This window comes from Klebsiella sp. GG_Kp146, assembly GCF_040061975.1.
GTDB lineage: Bacteria > Pseudomonadota > Gammaproteobacteria > Enterobacterales > Enterobacteriaceae > Klebsiella > Klebsiella quasipneumoniae.
This window is the reverse complement of record NZ_JBEAHA010000001.1, coordinates 41,023-59,450: the sequence shown is the minus strand read 5'-3', so window position 1 is coordinate 59,450 and position 18,428 is coordinate 41,023. Positions and strand designations below refer to the sequence as shown.

The following is an 18,428-nucleotide window of genomic DNA, read 5'->3' as shown; positions in this document are numbered from 1 at the left end:
AATCCATGTACTGATAATAATATCAATAATTTTGCCGGGCTGATTTTGCACAGAAAACACGTGGGCGCATATGAAAAAAATGTGATAAAAAGTTGAATGCGCTACGCAAACGTTTAGTTAGCACCAACACAATATTTTCAAACACAACATAGTCAGGCAGGGTCAAGTGTGATGATCCCACAAATTTCTCAGGCGCCAGGGGTAGTTCAACTGGTGCTGAATTTTTTGCAGGTACTGGAGCAACAGGGTTTTACCGGCGATACCGCCACCAGCTATGCCGACAGGCTGACGATGGCCACCGACAACAGCGTCTATCAGCTGCTGCCGGATGCGGTCCTGTTTCCACGTTCCACGGCAGACGTAGCGTTACTGGCGCGGGTCGCCGCCGAACCACGCTTTAAATCGCTGATCTTCACCCCGCGCGGCGGCGGCACCGGCACCAACGGCCAGGCGCTGAACGGCGGAATTATCGTCGATATGTCCCGCTATATGAACCGCATTATTGAAATCAACCCCGAAGAGGGTTGGGTGCGCGTTGAAGCCGGAGTCATCAAAGATCAGCTGAACCAGTTTCTTAAACCCTATGGTTACTTCTTTGCGCCTGAGCTCTCCACCAGCAACCGCGCCACCCTGGGCGGGATGATAAACACCGACGCCTCCGGTCAGGGATCGCTGGTGTATGGTAAAACGTCGGATCACGTGCTTGGCCTGCGGGCGGTGCTGATGGGCGGGGATATCCTCGATACCCAGGCGGTGCCGGTGGCGCTGGCGGAGACGCTTGGCAATACGCCCTCGACGATAGGCCGGATTTACAATACGGTCTACCAGCGCTGCAAGGCGCAGCGCGAGCTAATCATTGATAAGTTTCCCAAACTCAACCGCTTCCTCACCGGATACGATCTGCGCCACGTCTTTAACGATGAGATGAGCGAGTTCGACCTGACCCGGATTTTAACCGGTTCGGAAGGGACGTTGGCGTTTATCACCGAAGCGCGGCTGGATATTACCCGCCTGCCGAAGGTACGCCGGCTGGTCAACGTCAAATATGACTCCTTTGACTCTGCGCTGCGAAATGCGCCCTTTATGGTGGAGGCCAAGGCCCTGTCGGTGGAGACCGTCGACTCTAAAGTCCTCAATCTGGCGCGCGAGGATATCGTCTGGCACTCGGTGAGCGAACTGATCACCGACGTACCGGATAAAGAGATGCTCGGGCTCAATATCGTCGAATTCGCCGGGGATGACGCGGCGCTGATTGACCAGCAGGTCACCACGCTGTGCCAGCGTCTGGACGAGCTGATGGCCCGCAGCGAGGCGGGGGTCATCGGCTGGCAGGTCTGTCACGATCTTGATGGTGTGGAGCGCATCTACGCCATGCGCAAGAAGGCGGTAGGCCTGTTGGGCAATGCCAAAGGCGCCGCCAAGCCGATCCCCTTTGCCGAGGATACCTGCGTCCCGCCCGAACACCTGGCGGATTATATCGTCGAGTTTCGCGCGCTGCTCGACAGCCACGGCCTGAGCTACGGTATGTTTGGCCACGTCGACGCCGGGGTGCTGCACGTGCGCCCGGCGCTGGACATGTGCGATCCGCAGCAGGAGGTGCTGATGAAGCAGATCTCCGACGATGTGGTAGCGCTGACGGCGAAATATGGCGGTCTGCTGTGGGGGGAACATGGCAAAGGCTTCCGCGCCGAGTACAGCCCGGCATTCTTTGGCGAGGCGCTGTACGGCGAGCTGCGGAAGATCAAAGCGGTCTTCGATCCGGATAACCGACTGAACCCGGGGAAAATTTGTCCGCCGGAAGGGATTGACGCGCCGATGATGAAAGTCGACGCGGTGAAGCGCGGCACCTGGGATCGGCAGATCCCTATCGCGGTGCGCAGCGCCTGGCGCGGAGCGATGGAGTGTAATGGCAACGGGTTGTGCTTCAACTTTGACGTAAAAAGTCCGATGTGTCCGTCGATGAAAGTCAGCAACCAGCGCATCCACTCGCCGAAAGGGCGGGCGACGCTGGTCCGCGAATGGCTGCGTCTGCTGGCGGATCGCGGCGTCGATCCCAATCAGCTGGAGAAGGCGCTGCCGGAGCAGGGCGTTAGCCTGCGCTCGCTGGTGGCGCGCACGCGCAACACCTGGCATGCGCGCAAAGGGGAATATGATTTCTCTCACGAGGTCAAAGAGGCGATGTCCGGTTGTCTGGCCTGCAAAGCCTGTTCGACCCAGTGCCCGATCAAAATCGATGTCCCGGAGTTCCGCTCACGCTTCCTGCAGCTGTACCACAGCCGCTATCTGCGGCCGGTGCGCGATCATCTGGTGGCGTCGGTGGAATCCTATGCGCCGCTGATGGCCCAGGCGCCGAAGACGTTTAACTTCTTCATGAACCAGCCGTGGCTGAAAAAGCTGTCGGAGAAGCATATCGGGATGGTCGATCTGCCGCTGCTCTCGGCGCCGTCGCTGAAGCAGCAGATGGCCGGCCACCGCTCCGCCAACATGACCCTTGAGCAGCTCGAAGCGCTGAGCGCCGAGCAGAAAGCGAAGATGGTGCTGGTGGTGCAGGATCCCTTTACCAGCTATTACGACGCCCAGGTGGTGGCTGACTTTATCCGTCTGGTTGAGGCCTTAGGCTATCAGCCGGTGCTGCTGCCGTTCTCGCCAAACGGCAAGGCGCAGCATATTAAAGGATTCCTGACCCGCTTCGCGCGCACCGCGCAGAAAACGGCAGACTTCCTTAACCGCGTGGCGCAGCTGGGTATGCCGCTGGTCGGGGTCGATCCGGCGCTGGTGCTCTGTTACCGCGATGAATATAAGCAAACGCTTGGCGACAAGCGCGGCGATTTTCAGGTGCTGTTAGTCCATGAGTGGTTGCCGAAGGTCCTGACCGCCGACGCCCGTCCCGATCCGGGCGGCGAGCCCTGGTACCTGTTCGGTCACTGTACGGAAGTGACCGCGCTGCCGGCGGCGACGAAGCAGTGGGCAGAGATTTTTGCCCACTTCGGCGCGAAGCTGGAAAACGTCAGCGTCGGGTGCTGCGGGATGGCAGGCACCTATGGTCATGAAGTGAAAAACCATGCCAACTCGCTGGCCATTTACGCGCTCTCCTGGCAGCAGGCGATGCAGCGGCTGCCGCGTAACCGCTGTCTGGTGACGGGCTACTCCTGCCGCAGCCAGGTGAAGCGCATTGAAGGCAGCGGCGTTCGCCATCCGCTGCAGGCGTTACTGGAGATAATCGGATGATTTGGAAACGTCAGGCCACGCTGGAGCAGCTCAACCGGCTCGGTGAGGGAAACATGGTAGGGCTGTTGGATATTCGCTTTGAGACCTTTACCGACGATACGCTGGAGGCCACCATGCCGGTGGATGGGCGCACACAGCAGCCGTTTGGCCTGCTGCACGGCGGGGCGTCGGTGGTGCTGGCGGAGACGCTGGGGTCGGTGGCGGGTTATCTGTGTAGCGAAGGCGAACAGAAGGTGGTGGGGCTGGAGGTTAACGCCAACCACATTCGTTCGGCGCGCGGGGGCCGGGTGCGGGGCGTGTGCAAAGCGCTGCACGTCGGGACTCGCCACCAGGTCTGGCAAATTGAAATCTTCGACGAACAGTCGCGATTATGCTGTTCATCGCGGCTAACCACCGCGGTAATATAAGTCGTAACCGGGAGGCGAATAGCCTCCCTTTTTTCAGGGGAATAAGCGGGGGCGGGTCCGCCAGCGCGAAACATCAGGCCAGCTGCGCTACCGCGCGGCGGCAAGAAATTATCTAATAAATAGATTATTACCGATCCAATCTCGTTATATATGCTACTCTTTTCAATACGAAATGCTTAAAGGTAACAAGAGGACGGTTAACCATGGGTATTCTTTCCTGGATCATTTTTGGACTTATTGCCGGTATTTTAGCCAAGTGGATTATGCCGGGGAAAGACGGCGGCGGGTTTATTGTAACCATTATTCTGGGGATCATCGGCGCCGTGGTCGGCGGCTGGATCAGTACCTTCTTTGGTTTTGGCAAAGTCGACGGGTTTAATTTCGGCAGCTTCGTGGTGGCGGTAATCGGTGCGCTGGTCGTGCTGTTTATCTACCGTAAAGTGCGCAGCTAATTTTCAGCATTCTGTTTTATTCAAGCTAACAAAAGCTGCCGCGATAAGCGGCAGCTTTTTTATTATCGCAGGACTCAGGCAGAGCGCCGACGCCAGGGCTATTTCCCGTCGGCATCCTCCGCAACCGGCACCACCTCAACGTGAACTTCGTAGTGCTTCGCCTGACCGGTGGGGATCAGGGCGGTCAGTTTGTTAATGGTTTCCGCCGGCGTATCGGTCGCGACCGTTGCTGAAAACAGCACCGGCTTGCGCGGCGGAAACGGTGGCGGGAACGGCGGTTGGGGGCCATGACCCATCTCCAGCGGAGGACGACCGCCGTTGTCGACAACGGGCGTCGGGGCGTCGGTTTTATCGGCGGCAAACGCGCTGGCGGCGGCCACGGCGGCGATAGCGAACAGGGCAAGGAGAGCTTTTTTCATCTGGTATTCCTCGATTAACAAGTACCAAAAGAGTAGAGGGCGGCGGCAGCCGGGACAATCCCGTGCGGCGCGGATCCTCTGAATCTCCTTTATTCCTCGCGAATGTGAAGGTCAGATGAGAGCGGGTGTCATTGTGTTCGGGAGCCTCTTAATTCAGCAGTACGCTCATAATCAGCAGCACGGCCATGCACATCGACATAATACTGATATCAACAATCATTCTGTACGACAAAAGCTCCAGCGAAACGGGTACGACGGCTATGTTAAGCACGTATTATAGTGGTTAAAGATTGTACCCTGGCATACATTCACACCACAAACGTTTATTAGCCTGACGTGGCCTGAACAGCCGCCCCTGACCATGGCATCATGACGATACCTCGAGTACACCTGGCGCTTAGCGGAGCAACATGAGGATAGCTCATGTTGCAATGAATTTAAGTCGCTTTCCCTCCATCACCGACTCTGGCAAAAATAGACCCATTAACGAATCAACAACATTTACCGGTTGAAGCGCGCCAGGTCTGACTCTGCGTCGCCTGTGGAAAATACTCAGCTTATTCCGCTTTATGCCCGACACCAGGATGGACAATCGCCATGAATAACGAATTTACCTATACGATTAAGCGCAGCCGGTTTGATGAAAATTATAACCCTGCGGAAAATACGCGTATTACCACCAACTTTGCCAATTTGGCCAGAGGGGAGAGCCGTCAGGACAATCTGCGCAATACGTTAATCATGATGAATAACCGGTTTAATACCCTGGCGCACTGGGATAATCCCTACAACGATCGCTATGCGGTGGAACTGGATATTATTTCTGTCGAGATGAATATTGCTCAGGATGCCGCCAGTTTTCCGGTGATAGAGATCCTGCAAACGCATATTGTCGATAAAAAAACCGGTGAGCGCCATGCCGGTATCGTCGGCAATAACTTCTCTTCGTATGTGCGGGATTATGATTTTAGCGTGCTGCTGCTGGAGCATAATAAAGACCAGAACCGCTTCAGCGTGCCCGAAAACTTTGGCGAGCTGCACGGCAATATCTTTAAGGATTTCGTGCAATCCAGCGCCTATAAGACCAGCTTCAGCAAGGCGCCGGTGATTTGCCTGAGCGTATCCAGCAAAGATGTTTACCGTCGTACTGGCAACGAACATCCGGTCCTCGGCATTGAATATGCCCAGGAAGGCGTCTCGCTGACCGAGCGCTATTTCAGCAAAATGGGGCTGCAGGTGCGCTATTTTATGCCAAAACATAGCGTCGCGCCGTTGGCCTTCTATTTTTCCGGCGATCTGCTCAGCGATTACACCAGCCTGGAGCTGATCGCGACCATCAGCACGATGGAGACGTTTCAGAAAATATACCGACCGGAGATCTACAACGCGAATTCTGCGGCGGGGCAATACTATCAGCCCAATCTCAATCACCTGGATCATTCCGTCACCAAAATTGTTTATGACCGGGAAGAGCGCAGCCTGTTGGCGATAGAGCAGGGTAAATTTACACAACAACATTTTATCAACCCGCACAAGACGTTGCTTGAGCAATGGTCTGCTAACTTCGCGCTTTGCTAAACCAAAATAAAAGGCTACTGATTATGAAAACATGGCTTCCGACATCGACCGCCGGCAGTTTACCGAAACCTTCCTGGCTGGCGCAGCCAGAGACCCTGTGGTCGCCCTGGAAACTGTCCAGCGAAGAATTACTGGCCGGCAAGCGCGACGCCCTGCGTTTGTCCCTCGACGACCAGCTGCGGGCCGGGATCGATATTGTCAGCGACGGCGAGCAAACGCGGCAGCACTTTGTCACCACCTTTATTGAGCACCTCAGCGGCGTTGATTTTGCCAAACGCGAGATCGTGAAAATTCGTAACCGCTATGAGGCCAGTGTTCCAACCGTGGTGGGCGCCGTGGAGCGCCAGAAACCGGTCTTCGTTGAGGACGCGCGCTATCTGCGTCAGCTCACCAGTCAGCCGATTAAATGGGCGCTGCCGGGCCCAATGACCATGATCGACACGCTGTATGACAACCACTATAAAAGCCGGGAAAAGCTGGCCTGGGAGTTCGCCAAAATCCTCAATCAGGAAGCGAAAGAGTTAGAGGCGGCCGGGGTCGATATTATTCAGTTCGATGAACCGGCCTTCAACGTCTTCTTCGATGAGGTGAACGACTGGGGGATCGCCGCGCTGGAACGAGCCACGGAAGGGCTGAAGTGCGAGACGGCGGTGCATATCTGCTACGGCTACGGGATCAAGGCCAATACCGACTGGAAAAAAACGTTGGGCTCTGAGTGGCGTCAGTATGAGGAGGCCTTCCCACAGCTGCAGAAATCGTCCCTCGATATTATCTCTCTCGAGTGCCACAACTCGCGGGTGCCGATGGATCTGCTGGAACTGATCCGCGGTAAAAAGGTGATGGTCGGAGCCATCGATGTGGCCAGCCATGCTATCGAAACCCCGGAAGAGGTGGCCGCTACCCTGCGCAAGGCGCTGGCGTTTGTCGATGCCGACAAGCTCTATCCGTCCACCAACTGCGGTATGGCGCCGCTGCCGCGCCAGGTCGCGACCGGCAAACTGCACGCCTTAAGTGCCGGCGCCGAGATCGTTCGCCGCGAGCTGGCGGCACAATAAGGCGGGCTGGCCTCCGTGCGCTTCCCCCGGTTAACTTCCTGAGCTGGCCGTTACCCGCTCAGCGTCACGTTGCCGCCAGCGGGCGGCAGATCGCCCGCAGGGCCACGGCGCTGCACAACGGAAACAGCGCCAGCAGAAGCCAGGGATAGACCGCCTGCGGCGAGGGGGTGAGCGCATGGTCCAGCATATGGCCGAGCAGCAAATTCCCGGCTAACACCGCGCAACCCCCCGCCGTGGCGAGCGCCCCGTAGTGGGCGCCCAGCGTCGACTCCTCGGCGAACAGCGGGATCAGATCCTTGGCTGAGGGCACCAGCAGCATCTGGCCGAGGGTGAGCAGCGTGACAAAGCAGGCCGACGGCAATAATCGCAGCCAGCCTTCGGCGGGCGACGAGGCGGCGAATAACGCCACGCTGACAAAAGAAGCCGACAGCAGCAGAAAGCCCACCGGCAGAATGCGCACGGCGCCAATACGTCGGGCGAAACGGGCGAGAGGAAGCTGCAGGGTAATAATCAATAGCGAGGCCAGCATAAAAAGCGGCGCCAGATCCTGCTCACGGCCGCCGGCGCGTTGGATCTCCACCGGCAGGGCGAGGTACAGCTGGTTATAGCTCAACAGCCATGAGCTGTAGGCGATAATAAACGCGACAAAGCGCGGCTGACGCAAAGGGGTCCACCACGGCACCCGGCTGCGCGTTTGTGTCCGCTGCCCGTCGGCGGGCAGACAGAAAAAGAGCACCAGCAGCGCCAGAAGAAATAGCCCCGCGCCGGCGAGGGCGATATGTCGAAAGCCGATCCCGCTCAGCAACCCTCCGGCCACCGGGCCGATAACCGCCCCCAGTTCACCGCACACTGCAAACAGCGCAAACCACTCGGCGCGGCTGCGTTTTCCGTTGGCCTGGCTGTGGGTACCGGTCCGCGCCAGCAGGGCCTCGATCGACGGAGAAAACAGCGCTCCGCCGACGCCGGTCAGGCAGGCGCCGAGGATAATAGGCTCCAGCGTTGTGCCGCACGCCAGCAGCAGATAGCCGGCGACGCGAACCACGCAGCCGGCGAGGATGATCGCCTTAGCGCCATAGCGGTCGGCCAGCGTCCCGCCGATGATAAACATGCCCTGCTGGGAGAAGGTGCGCAGCCCGAGGATCAGGCCGATAAGCCCGCCGGAGAGCAGCATCTCGTCGCGCAGGAAGAGGGCAAGGAAAGGGACGACCGCATAAAAGCCAATATTAAAAACGAACTGGCTTCCCAGTAAAACGGGAGGCCAGAGGGTCGCCGCAGGGCGCAGGGAGAAGAGAGGCATATACGCCAAACCTAAACGATGAAATGAATGTGCTTTTTACCGTGGTACGGGGAGATCTCGATTTTGGTTTTCACCCGGAAAACGTCCCACAGCAGCGCTTCGGACAAAATCTCCTCCGGCGTCCCGCTGGCGAGGATCTGCCCCTGCTGCATCACGATCAGCGAATCGCAGAACATCGCGGCATGATTAAGATCGTGAATGGCCACAATGCTGGTCACCGGCAGCTCGCTGATCAACTGCATCAGCTGCATTTGATGGTGAATATCCAGATGGTTGGTGGGTTCATCCAGCAGGATCTCGCTCGGGTTCTGCGCCAGGGCGCGGGCGATATGCACCCGCTGCCGCTCGCCGCCGGAGAGGCTCAGCCATCCCTGGTCGCTTTTCTCCAGCATCGCCACCCGCTGCAGCGCGGCGGTGACCGCCTCGTCATCCTGAGCGCTCCAGTTTGAGAACGGCGAGTGGTGCGGAATACGCCCAAGGCGCACGACGTCGCGCACCCGCATATTGGCCTCGGTCATGCCGTGTTGCTCGACGAACGCCACCCGGCGGGCGAGCTGCTTTTTCGCCATCCTGGCGATGTCCTGGCCGTCGAGGGTGACGCGACCCGCATCCGGGCGGCGCAAGCCCGCGAGAACCCGCAGCAGCGAGGATTTGCCGCAGCCGTTGGGCCCCAGCAGTCCCACCGTTTCGCCGCGCGACACCCGCAGCGAGACCGTGTTGACGATGACCTTTTTGCCTGCCTTCCAGGTGATATTTTCAGCGCAAATACTCATCACTTATTCCTTGAGCGGTAGATAATCACGGCGAAGAAAGGCACCCCAACCAGAGCGGTCACCACCCCGACCGGCAGACTTTGCGGGGCAATCAGCAGGCGCGAGGCAATGTCCGCCAGCACCATCAGGATCGCCCCCGCCAGCGCGCTGGCGATCAGCAACGTCCGGTGCAACGGGCCAAAGAAGAAGCGCATCACGTGGGGCACCACCAGGCCGACAAAGCCGATCGAGCCGGCCATGCTGACGATGGTGGCGGTGATCACCGCCGCAGTAGTGAAGAGGATCAGGCGCACGCGCGGCACGGCAATGCCCAGCGAAGCGGCGGCATCGTCGCCGAAGGTGAACGCGTCCAGCGCCCGGGCATACCACAGGCAGACCGCCAGGCCCGCGAGAACCACCACCAGGACCAGCTGGAATTCGGGCCAGCGGACGCCGCTGAAGCTGCCCAGCAGCCAGAACATCACATCGCGCGCCTGCTGCGCGCTGGCGGAGGTGCTGATGGTGTAGGCCGTGAGAGCGTTAAATAACTGCGAGGCGGCGACGCCCGCCAGGATGGTGCGCTCATTGCCGCCGCGCGCGCCGTTGGTCAGAAAGGCGACAAAGGCGAAGGCGGCGAAGGCTCCGGCAAACGCCCCGGCGGAGAGGGAGATCGCCCCGGCGCCAAGGCCCAGCACCACGATTGATACCGCGCCGGTGGAGGCCCCGGCGGAGACGCCGAGGACGTAGGGCTCCGCGAGGGCGTTCTTCAGGAGGCTTTGCAGCACGGCGCCGCAGATAGCCAGGCCGGCGCCGCAGCAGGCGGCGACCAGGGCGCGGCTGAGGCGGAAATCCCAGATGACGCTCTCGTAGATCCGATTGAGAGGCACTGCGGTTAAGCCGGTTTTATTGCTGATAGCGTAAAAGACGTTGTGCAGCGGGATGGGCAGTTCGCCAACGCTGACGCCTACCGCTATCACCAGCGCCAGCACGAACACTGCCACGACGCACCAGCCGGTGAGCAGCATGCTGCGGCGCGTCTGAAGCACGGCGACGCTCATCAGTTAAGCCCCATTTTTCTCAGCTGTTCGCCCACCTGTTCCGCGCCGTAGAGGGTGCGGATGGTCGGATTCATCGCCTGGCCGTCCATCACCACGATATGGCCTTTTTTCACTGCCTCCAGCTGGCTGACGGCGGGATCGCTTTTGAGGAATTTGATCTTCTCCTCGGCCTTATCCAGCGCCCAGCGGTTACGATCCAGGCTTGAGACCACGATCACGTCCGGGTTGGCGGCAATGATGCTCTCCCAGCTCACCGTGGGCCATTCGGTTTCGGCGGTAATGGCGTTATGTCCGCCCAGCACGCTGGCGATAAAGCCGGAGGCGCTGTTTTTGCCGCCGACATAGGCATCGGCCGACGGCGAGGCGCTGGAGAACCAGAAGACGAAGGAGAGATCTTTTTTGCTTTTACCGAACTCCTGACGCAGGTCGGCTTCACGTTTTTTGAAATCGGCGATCAGCGCCTGGCCACGATCTTCCACGTTGAAAATGCGGGCAAAATCGCTAATTTCCTGATACAGCCAGGTCATGTCCCACAGCTTCTGCCGGCTGCCGTACATATCGCCGGTAGCCTTTTTGGTGGCGCACATCCCCGGCGACACGTAGCTGTTCACGCCGACGGTCGCGAGATCTTCACGCTTGGCGACTTTGCTTTCCGGCCCCAGCAGCAGCGGCAACTGGGCGGGAACGAAATCGGGATTTTGCGCCAGTACGGATTCCAGGCTCGGGATTTCCACCGTCAGGGTTTTAATCTTCGCGTTTTGCTCAGCCAGCTGCGGTAATACCCTGGTCGGCCAGAAGGCGCTGGCCACCACCTGCTTTTGCAGCCCAAGCAGCAGCAGGATTTCGACCGTATTTTGCCCCAGCGCGACCACGCGCTCCGGCGGCCGGGTGAAGGTCTCCTGATAGCCACAGTTTTCAATCGTCAGGGGGTAGGTTGTTGCCAGCGCGGAACTGACGGCGGTGAACATCAAGCCTAACGCGCAGAGGACCTTCTTCATTAAACGCTATCCTTGTAAACAGGCGAGTGGATGACCAGCAAATGGAAGTAATGCAAATGAAACTCATTATTGAGGCGGGGTTTTATACAATGCCGTATTTACAGTGTCAATGAGTGACTATTTCAGCAGGGAAGGAGTTACCCGCGAGGCGGGTGGCTCAGCGCGCCAGTGGGCCGCGAATATACGCCTGCAACCCTTCGGCGAGGAAATCAAATACTCGCTTACAGGCGGGGCTATGGCGCAGGTCCTCATGCATCACCAGCCAGGTCTCGAGATACAGAGAAAAGTCGGCCGCCAGCACTCGCCGCAGGGGAATGATGCCGTCGGCAAGGGGCGCCTGGCAGATGCCGATCCCCGCCCCGGCGCGGATCAGGCTCAGCTGGGCGAGGTCGCTATCGGTGCGCATCGCGAACGCCTCGCGCTGGAAACGGGGGTAGCGCTCAAGCGCCCGGCGAACGAGGGGCGTGGCGCTGTCGAAACCAATCAGCGCGTGGCCGTCAAGCTCCTCAGGCGTAGCGGGCCGACCCCGGCGGGTCAGATAGGCATCGGCGGCATGCAGCCCGAGTTCGATCCTGCCGAGACGCCGCGCGATAAGCTGCTCCTGCTGCGGAGCGACCATCCGCACCGCGATATCCGCCTCCCGGTGAAGCAGATCCTGAAACCGATTGGAGAGCATCAGTTCGATGACAATATTCGGGCAGACCTGCCTGAGCCGGGCAATCAGCGTCGGCAGCACCTCGGCGCCGACCACCTCGCTGGCGGCCACGCGCACCACGCCACGCAGATCGGTTCTGTCGCGACTAAAGTTGGCCGCCGTGCGTGCCAGCGCCCGGGCGGTGTTGGCCATCGCCTCGGCGTGCACCCGCAGCGCCAGCGCCGCGTCGGTCGCCAGCAAGCCGGTCTGCGAACGAGTAAATAAGGCCTGGCCGAGGGCGGCTTCCAGCCCGGCGATATGGCGCCCCGCCGTCGGCTGGGTGATGTTCAAAGTGCGCGATGCGCCCGATAAAGAGCCTTCCTGCAGGACGGCGAGAAAGGTTCGGTACCACTCCCAGGGAATAGAGGTATTCATACAAAAATGTATAGCCGCTCGATGATGATATGCAATTTCATTTGATATGAGCCGCAGGTAGGCTGTCAAGCATCCATTAGCGAACGGGGAAAGACGATGAACAGCAGCGGCAAGGTCCTTATTCTGGGAGCAAGCGGGGGCATCGGCGGGGAAGTGGCCCGCCGGCTGGCGGCGGACAACTGGCAGGTTCGGGCGCTGAAGCGCGGCGCCCAAGTGCGCGGCCCCGAGGAGGGGATGCAGTGGATAGCCGGCGACGCGCTGGATGCCGGGCAGGTGGCGGCGGCTGCTGCCGGTTGCGACGTGATCGTCCATGCGGTCAATCCGCCGGGCTACAGGCACTGGCGGCAGCAGGTACTGCCTATGCTGCGCAACACCCTGCAGGCCGCCGAACAGCAGCGGGCGTTAGTTGTCCTGCCCGGCACTGTCTATAACTATGGACCGGATGCCTTTCCGCTGATTGCGGAAGAGGCCGCACAACAGCCGGTGACCCGCAAAGGCGCCATCCGGGTGGAGATGGAGCAGGCGCTGGAGGATTACGTGCAGCGCGGCGGCCGGGCGTTGATTGTCCGGGCGGGGGATTTTTTTGGGCCGCGCGCCGGGAATAGCTGGTTTTCCCAGGGGCTGATCAAGCCCGGTCAGCTTCCCGGCGTCATTCGCCGCCCGGGGGCGATCGGCGTGGGGCATCAGTGGGCCTGGCTGCCCGACGTCGCCGCCACCATCGCCGCGCTGCTGGCCCGCAGGCATGAGCTTGAGCCGTTTGCCCGCTTCCATATGCAGGGCCACTGGGACCCGGACGGCAGCGAAATGAGCCAGGCGATCCAGCGGGTGGTCACCCGCTATGGCGGCAGGGCGGTAGTAAAGTCCTTTCCCTGGTGGCTGGTGAAGCTGGCGGCGCCCTTCAACGCCACCCTGCGCGAAATGGTCGAGATGCACTATCTCTGGCGTCTGCCGGTACGCCTGCGCAACGATAAGCTGGTGGCTTTTTTAGGCGCGGAGCCGCATACCCCGCTCGATCGTGCCGTACATATGACGCTGCAAGGCCTGGGCTGTCTGCCCGCCGGCGCGATAAATAATGAGGCGCGTGAGGCGTAACGCGGCGAGAGAGAGGATCAGAACGGGGCGTTATTGTGACTAAATCATAATAACGTCACTCGTTGTCAAACGATAGCGATCGCATTAAGCTAAACGGATGACGAAAAATACCTCCACCCCAGCAAGCCGTGGCCCCCTTGACCACAGCGTTCGCGACCAGATTCTTGACGCGGCCATGGCGCACTTTAGTCGCTATGGCTATGAAAAGACCACGGTCACCGATCTCGCCAAAGCAATAGGCTTTTCCAAAGCCTATATCTACAAGTTTTTCGACTCCAAGCAGGCGATTGGCGAGGCAATCTGCGCCAGCCGGCTGGAGAAGATCATGGTGGCCGTCAGCGAGGCCATCGCCGATGCCCCCTCCGCCAGCGAAAAGCTGCGCCGCCTCTTCCGGGCGCTGACCGAGGCCGGCAGTGAACTGTTTTTCGAGGATCGCAAACTGTACGACATCGCCGCCGTCGCGGCGCGCGATAAATGGCCCTCAACGGAGCAGTATGCCGGTCATCTGCAGCAGCTGATTGGTCAAATTCTTGTCGAAGGCCGCCAGGCGGGCGAGTTCGAGCGCAAAACTCCGCTGGATGAGGCGACCCTGGCGGTCTATATGGTGATGTGTCCTTTCATCAACCCGGTGCAGCTGCAATACAATCTCGACACCGCGCCTACCGCGGCGGTGCTGCTTGCCTCCCTGATCCTGAGAAGTCTCTCCCCCTGATTAGTGACTATTGACTTTATTGGTCACTCGTCTGAGAATGCGCTCACCAACCGGTCTTTTCATTAAGGTGACCCATGCTCAGGCTCAACGCCGTCCATTTTGCCGTCTGCCTCCTGCCGTTGGCCCTCACGGGCTGCGGCGAACCTGCCGACCATGACGATCCCCGCACGCGGCCGCCGCTGGTGCGGGTGGCCACCGTCGAGCGCGCGGAGGCCAGCTCGCGAGCCTTTACCGGCGTGGTGGTGGCTCGTACCCAAAGCGACCTCGGCTTCAGGGTGGCGGGAAAAGTCCTTGAACGGCTGGTAGAGACCGGGCAGAGCGTCCGGCGCGGTCAACTGCTGTTGCGCCTGGATCCAGCTGATCTTGCCCTGCAGGCGCAGTCCCAACAGCGGGCGGTCGACGCCGCGCGGGCACGAGCCAAAAAGGCGGCTAACGATCTGGCCCGCTATCGCGGCCTGGTGGCCAGCGGCGCCGTCTCGGCGGCGGAGTTCGATCAGTTCAACGCGGCGGCAGAGGCGGCGAGAGCCGACCTCAGCGCGGCCCAGGCGCAGGCAAACGTGGCGCAAAACGCCACCGGCTATGCTGGACTGCTGGCGGATGCTGACGGCGTGGTGGTGGAAACGCTCGCCGAGCCGGGGCAGGTGGTCAGCGCCGGGCAGGTGGTGATCCGCCTGGCCCGGGCGGGGCAGCGCGAAGCGCGGGTGCAGCTTCCGGAGACGCTGCGCCCGGCGGTCGGCAGCGAGGCGCTGGCGACACGCTATGGCAGCGAATCTCAGCCGGTCACCGCAACCCTGCGCCTGCTTTCGGACGCAGCTGACACTGCTACCCGCACCTTTGAAGCGCGCTATGTGCTGAACGGGGCGCTGGCGAACGCCCCGCTGGGGTCTACCGTAACCCTGCGCATCGGCAACGACCAGGGGCCAGGCGAGGTGCTGGAGGTGCCCCTGGCGTCGGTCTACGATCCGGGCAACGGCCCTGGCGTCTGGCGCGTTGCCTCCCGCCCGGCCACCGTCTCCTGGCAACCGGTGACGGTGATCGGCCTGAATGATGAAACGGCGCGGGTGACCGGTCCGCTGAAGCCCGGGGAGCCGATCGTCGCTCTGGGCGCCCATCTTCTGCACCAGGGCGAGACGGTGCGGCTGGCGGAACGACGCGAGCATACTGCCGCCGGGAGCCAGCCATGAGCGACGGACGTTTTAATCTCTCCGCGCTGGCCGTCCGCGAGCGGTCGGTGACCCTGTTTTTGATTATCCTTATTTCGGTCGCCGGGCTGGTGGCCTTCTTCGGGCTCGGGCGGGCGGAAGATCCGCCCTTCACGGTCAAGCAAATGACGGTCATCACCGTCTGGCCGGGCGCCACCGCGCAGGAGATGCAGGATCAGGTCGCCGAGCCGCTGGAGAAACGGCTCCAGGAGCTGAAGTGGTACGATCGCACCGAGACCTATACCCGCCCCGGGATGGCGCTAATCACCTTATCGCTGCAGGATCAGACCCCGCCTTCCGAGGTGCCGGAGCAGTTTTATCAGGCGCGCAAGAAGCTGGGCGATGAGGCGAAAAACCTGCCTGCCGGCGTCTCCGGTCCGATGATGAATGACGAATTCGCCGATGTCACCTTTGCCCTTTTTGCGCTGAAGGCGCGGGGAGAGCCGCCCCGGCAGCTGGTGCGTGACGCCGAAACCCTGCGCCAGCAGCTGCTGCATGTTCCCGGGGTGAAAAAAGTGAATATTCTCGGCGAACAGGCGGAGCGCATTTATCTCTCGTTTTCTCATGACCGTCTCGCCACCCTGGGGCTCTCGCCGGAGGCGATTTTTGCCGCGCTGAACAGTCAGAATGTGCTGACCGCGGCCGGGGCTATCGAGACCCGCGGCGGGCAGATCTTTATCCGCCTCGACGGGGCGTTCGACCGCCTGCAGCAGATCCGCGACACGCCGATAATTGCCGGGGGCAGAACGCTGAAGCTCGCCGATGTCGCCACGGTTGAGCGGGGGTATGAAGATCCCGCCACCTTCCTGATCCGCAATCAGGGCGAACCGGCGCTGCTGCTCGGCGTGGTGATGCGCGAGGGCTGGAATGGACTGGCGCTGGGGAAAGCGCTGGACGCCGAAACGGCCAGCATCAATCAGAGCCTGCCGCTCGGCATGTCGTTGACGAAAGTGACCGATCAGTCGGTGAATATCAGCGCCGCGGTCGATGAGTTCATGATCAAATTTTTTGTCGCCCTGCTGGTGGTGATGGCGGTGTGCTTTGTCAGCATGGGATGGCGCGTGGGGGTGGTGGTCGCGGCGGCGGTGCCGCTCACCCTGGCCGTAGTGTTTGTGGTGATGGCGGCCACCGGCAAAAACTTCGACCGCATCACCCTCGGGTCGCTGATCCTCGCCCTGGGGCTGCTGGTGGATGATGCCATTATCGCCATCGAAATGATGGTGGTCAAAATGGAGGAGGGGTACGACCGCCTCAAAGCCTCGGCTTATGCCTGGAGCCATACCGCGGCGCCGATGCTGGCCGGCACCCTGGTGACGGCGGTGGGCTTTATGCCCAACGGGTTTGCGCAATCCACCGCCGGGGAGTATGCCAGCAATGTGTTCTGGATCGTCGGTATCGCGCTAATTGCCTCCTGGATTGTGGCGGTGATTTTTACCCCCTGGCTGGGCGTGTACCTGCTGCCGGAGAGGAAGTCCGCGGCGGCGGGCCACGCCGCGCTGTACGACACCCCACGCTATCAGCGCTTTCGCCGGCTGCTGACCCGGGTTATCGCCCGCAAATGGCGCGTGGCCGCCGGGGTGGTGGTGCTGTTTATGGTGGCGTTACTGGGAATGAGCGTGGTGAAAAAGCAGTTTTTCCCCACCTCCGATCGCCCGGAAGTGCTGGTTGAGGTGCAGATGCCTTACGGGTCGTCGATTATTCAGACCAGCGCCGCGACGGCGAATATTGAGCGCTGGCTGCAGCAGCAGCCGGAGGCGAAGATTGTCACCAGCTATATCGGCCAGGGCGCGCCGCGCTTTTACCTGGCGATGGCCCCGGAGTTGCCGGACCCCTCCTTTGCCAAACTGGTGGTATTGACCGACGGCCCGGCCTCTCGCGAGGCGCTTAAGCTGCGGCTGCGGGAGGCGGTGGCCAATGGCCTGGCGCCGCAGGCGCGGGTGCGCGTCACGCAGCTGGTTTTTGGTCCTTATTCGCCGTATCCGGTCGCCTGGCGGGTGATGGGGCCCGATCCGCATACCCTGCGCGACATCGCCGATCGGGTGAAATCGGTGCTGCAGGCCAGTCCGCTGATGCGCACCGTCAATAGCGACTGGGGTTCGCGCGTGCCGGTGATGCATTTCAGCCTCAATCAGGACCGGCTGCAGGCGAGTGGGCTCAGCTCCCAGGCCGTCGCCCGGCAGCTGCAGTTCCTGCTGTCAGGGATCCCCATCACCACCGTCCGGGAAGATATTCGCGCCGTGCAGGTCATCGGCCGCGCGGCGGGGGATATCCGTCTGGATCCGGCGAAAATCGCCGATTTCACCCTGGTGGGCAGCGACGGGCAGCGAGTTCCCTTGTCGCAGATCGGTGAAGTCGAGATCAGGATGGAAGAACCCCTGCTCCGTCGTCGCGACCGCACGCCGACCATTACCGTCCGGGGCGATGTCGCGGATAACCTGCAGCCGCCGGATGTCTCCACCGCGCTGATGACGTCGCTGCAGCCCATTATCGACTCCCTGCCGCCGGGGTATCGCATCGAGACGGCGGGGTCAATCGAGGAGTCCGGCAAAGCCACCCGGGCGATGGTGCCGTTATTTCCGATCATGATCGCCCTCACGCTGCTGATCATTATCCTGCAGGTGCGCTCCCTGTCGGCGATGGTCATGGTCTTCCTGACCGCCCCGCTGGGGCTGATTGGCGTGGTGCCGACGCTGCTGCTGTTCAATCAGCCGTTTGGCATCAATGCCCTTGTGGGCCTGATCGCCCTGTCGGGGATCCTGATGCGAAATACGCTGATCCTGATTGGTCAAATCCACCATAACCAGCAGGCGGGGCTCGATCCGTTCCACGCGGTGGTGGAGGCGACGGTGCAGCGAGCCCGCCCGGTTCTGCTGACCGCGCTGGCGGCGATCCTGGCGTTCATTCCGCTGACGCATTCGGTTTTCTGGGGGACGCTCGCCTATACGCTGATTGGCGGGACGCTGGGGGGAACCATCATGACCCTTATCTTCCTGCCGGCCATGTATGCGATCTGGTTCCGCATCCGCCCGGAGCGCCCGGCTGACGAAGCGCAACGGCCGGCGCTGGACCCTCAGGGGTAATTTCGGTTGCCGGGCCAAGGCACGCGGTC

Annotated in this window: 15 protein-coding genes; 9 read left to right on the top strand and 6 right to left on the bottom strand. The window is 60.9% G+C overall.

Annotation, left to right across the window (positions count from 1 at the left end; translation table 11 throughout):
• Window positions 1-171 precede the first annotated feature (171 nt).
• From ABLU95_RS00270 to ABLU95_RS00260, 3 genes are all read left to right on the top strand, one after another.
• Window positions 172-3,228 carry an FAD-binding and (Fe-S)-binding domain-containing protein gene (locus ABLU95_RS00270; protein WP_348878714.1) on the top strand — a complete coding sequence of 1,019 codons (3,057 nt, stop codon included), beginning with the start codon at window positions 172-174 and terminating at the stop codon, window positions 3,226-3,228.
• Entirely contained in the window at window positions 3,225-3,635 is a 411-nt protein-coding gene (gene menI / locus ABLU95_RS00265) for a 1,4-dihydroxy-2-naphthoyl-CoA hydrolase (RefSeq protein WP_023290099.1), read from the top strand. The genes ABLU95_RS00270 and menI overlap by 4 nt, the downstream gene beginning before the upstream one ends.
• A 203-nt stretch (window positions 3,636-3,838) precedes the next feature.
• Entirely contained in the window at window positions 3,839-4,087 is a 249-nt protein-coding gene (locus ABLU95_RS00260; protein ID WP_004203110.1) for a GlsB/YeaQ/YmgE family stress response membrane protein, read from the top strand.
• Window positions 4,088-4,185: 98 nt separating this feature from the next.
• Here the strand turns inward: ABLU95_RS00260 and ABLU95_RS00255 are convergent, their stop codons facing one another.
• Complete coding sequence (locus ABLU95_RS00255; RefSeq protein WP_064154444.1) at window positions 4,186-4,506, bottom strand: hypothetical protein; 321 nt, start codon at window positions 4,504-4,506, stop codon at window positions 4,186-4,188.
• A gap of 597 nt (window positions 4,507-5,103) precedes the next feature.
• Between ABLU95_RS00255 and ABLU95_RS00250 the strand changes: the two genes are divergently transcribed.
• Both ABLU95_RS00250 and ABLU95_RS00245 read left to right on the top strand, forming a co-directional pair.
• Window positions 5,104-6,084 (top strand): DUF1852 domain-containing protein, encoded by a 981-nt coding sequence (locus ABLU95_RS00250; protein ID WP_032453251.1) that lies wholly within the window; start codon window positions 5,104-5,106, stop codon window positions 6,082-6,084.
• A 23-nt stretch (window positions 6,085-6,107) separates the two neighbouring features.
• Window positions 6,108-7,139 carry a methionine synthase gene (locus ABLU95_RS00245; protein WP_023290096.1) on the top strand — a complete coding sequence of 344 codons (1,032 nt, stop codon included), beginning with the start codon at window positions 6,108-6,110 and terminating at the stop codon, window positions 7,137-7,139.
• Between the two features lie 64 nt (window positions 7,140-7,203).
• Here the strand turns inward: ABLU95_RS00245 and ABLU95_RS00240 are convergent, their stop codons facing one another.
• From ABLU95_RS00240 to ABLU95_RS00220, 5 genes are all read right to left on the bottom strand, one after another.
• Complete coding sequence (locus ABLU95_RS00240; protein ID WP_348878570.1) at window positions 7,204-8,436, bottom strand: MFS transporter; 1,233 nt, start codon at window positions 8,434-8,436, stop codon at window positions 7,204-7,206.
• An 11-nt stretch (window positions 8,437-8,447) separates the two neighbouring features.
• Entirely contained in the window at window positions 8,448-9,209 is a 762-nt protein-coding gene (locus tag ABLU95_RS00235; protein WP_023290094.1) for an ABC transporter ATP-binding protein, read from the bottom strand.
• The gene (locus ABLU95_RS00230; RefSeq protein WP_032453250.1) at window positions 9,209-10,246 is read right to left on the bottom strand and encodes an iron chelate uptake ABC transporter family permease subunit; all 1,038 of its coding nucleotides are present in this window, start codon (window positions 10,244-10,246) and stop codon (window positions 9,209-9,211) included. The genes ABLU95_RS00235 and ABLU95_RS00230 overlap by 1 nt, the downstream gene beginning before the upstream one ends.
• Complete coding sequence (locus ABLU95_RS00225) at window positions 10,246-11,244, bottom strand: ABC transporter substrate-binding protein (RefSeq protein WP_032453249.1); 999 nt, start codon at window positions 11,242-11,244, stop codon at window positions 10,246-10,248. Before ABLU95_RS00225 ends, ABLU95_RS00230 begins: the two co-directional genes overlap by 1 nt.
• Before the next feature lie 157 nt (window positions 11,245-11,401).
• A complete protein-coding gene (locus ABLU95_RS00220; protein ID WP_289552162.1) occupies window positions 11,402-12,313 on the bottom strand; it encodes a LysR family transcriptional regulator in 912 nt (303 codons plus the stop codon).
• Between the two features lie 96 nt (window positions 12,314-12,409).
• Between ABLU95_RS00220 and ABLU95_RS00215 the strand changes: the two genes are divergently transcribed.
• From ABLU95_RS00215 to ABLU95_RS00200, 4 genes are all read left to right on the top strand, one after another.
• Window positions 12,410-13,405 carry an NAD-dependent epimerase/dehydratase family protein gene (locus tag ABLU95_RS00215; protein WP_101977395.1) on the top strand — a complete coding sequence of 332 codons (996 nt, stop codon included), beginning with the start codon at window positions 12,410-12,412 and terminating at the stop codon, window positions 13,403-13,405.
• Between the two features lie 97 nt (window positions 13,406-13,502).
• Entirely contained in the window at window positions 13,503-14,117 is a 615-nt protein-coding gene (locus ABLU95_RS00210) for a TetR/AcrR family transcriptional regulator (RefSeq protein ID WP_065805468.1), read from the top strand.
• Between the two features lie 74 nt (window positions 14,118-14,191).
• Entirely contained in the window at window positions 14,192-15,301 is a 1,110-nt protein-coding gene (locus tag ABLU95_RS00205) for an efflux RND transporter periplasmic adaptor subunit (protein ID WP_085550989.1), read from the top strand.
• On the top strand, window positions 15,298-18,399 hold the full coding sequence (locus ABLU95_RS00200) for an efflux RND transporter permease subunit (protein WP_348878568.1): 3,102 nt from the start codon (window positions 15,298-15,300) through the stop codon (window positions 18,397-18,399). The genes ABLU95_RS00205 and ABLU95_RS00200 overlap by 4 nt, the downstream gene beginning before the upstream one ends.
• Window positions 18,400-18,428: the final 29 nt, after the last annotated feature.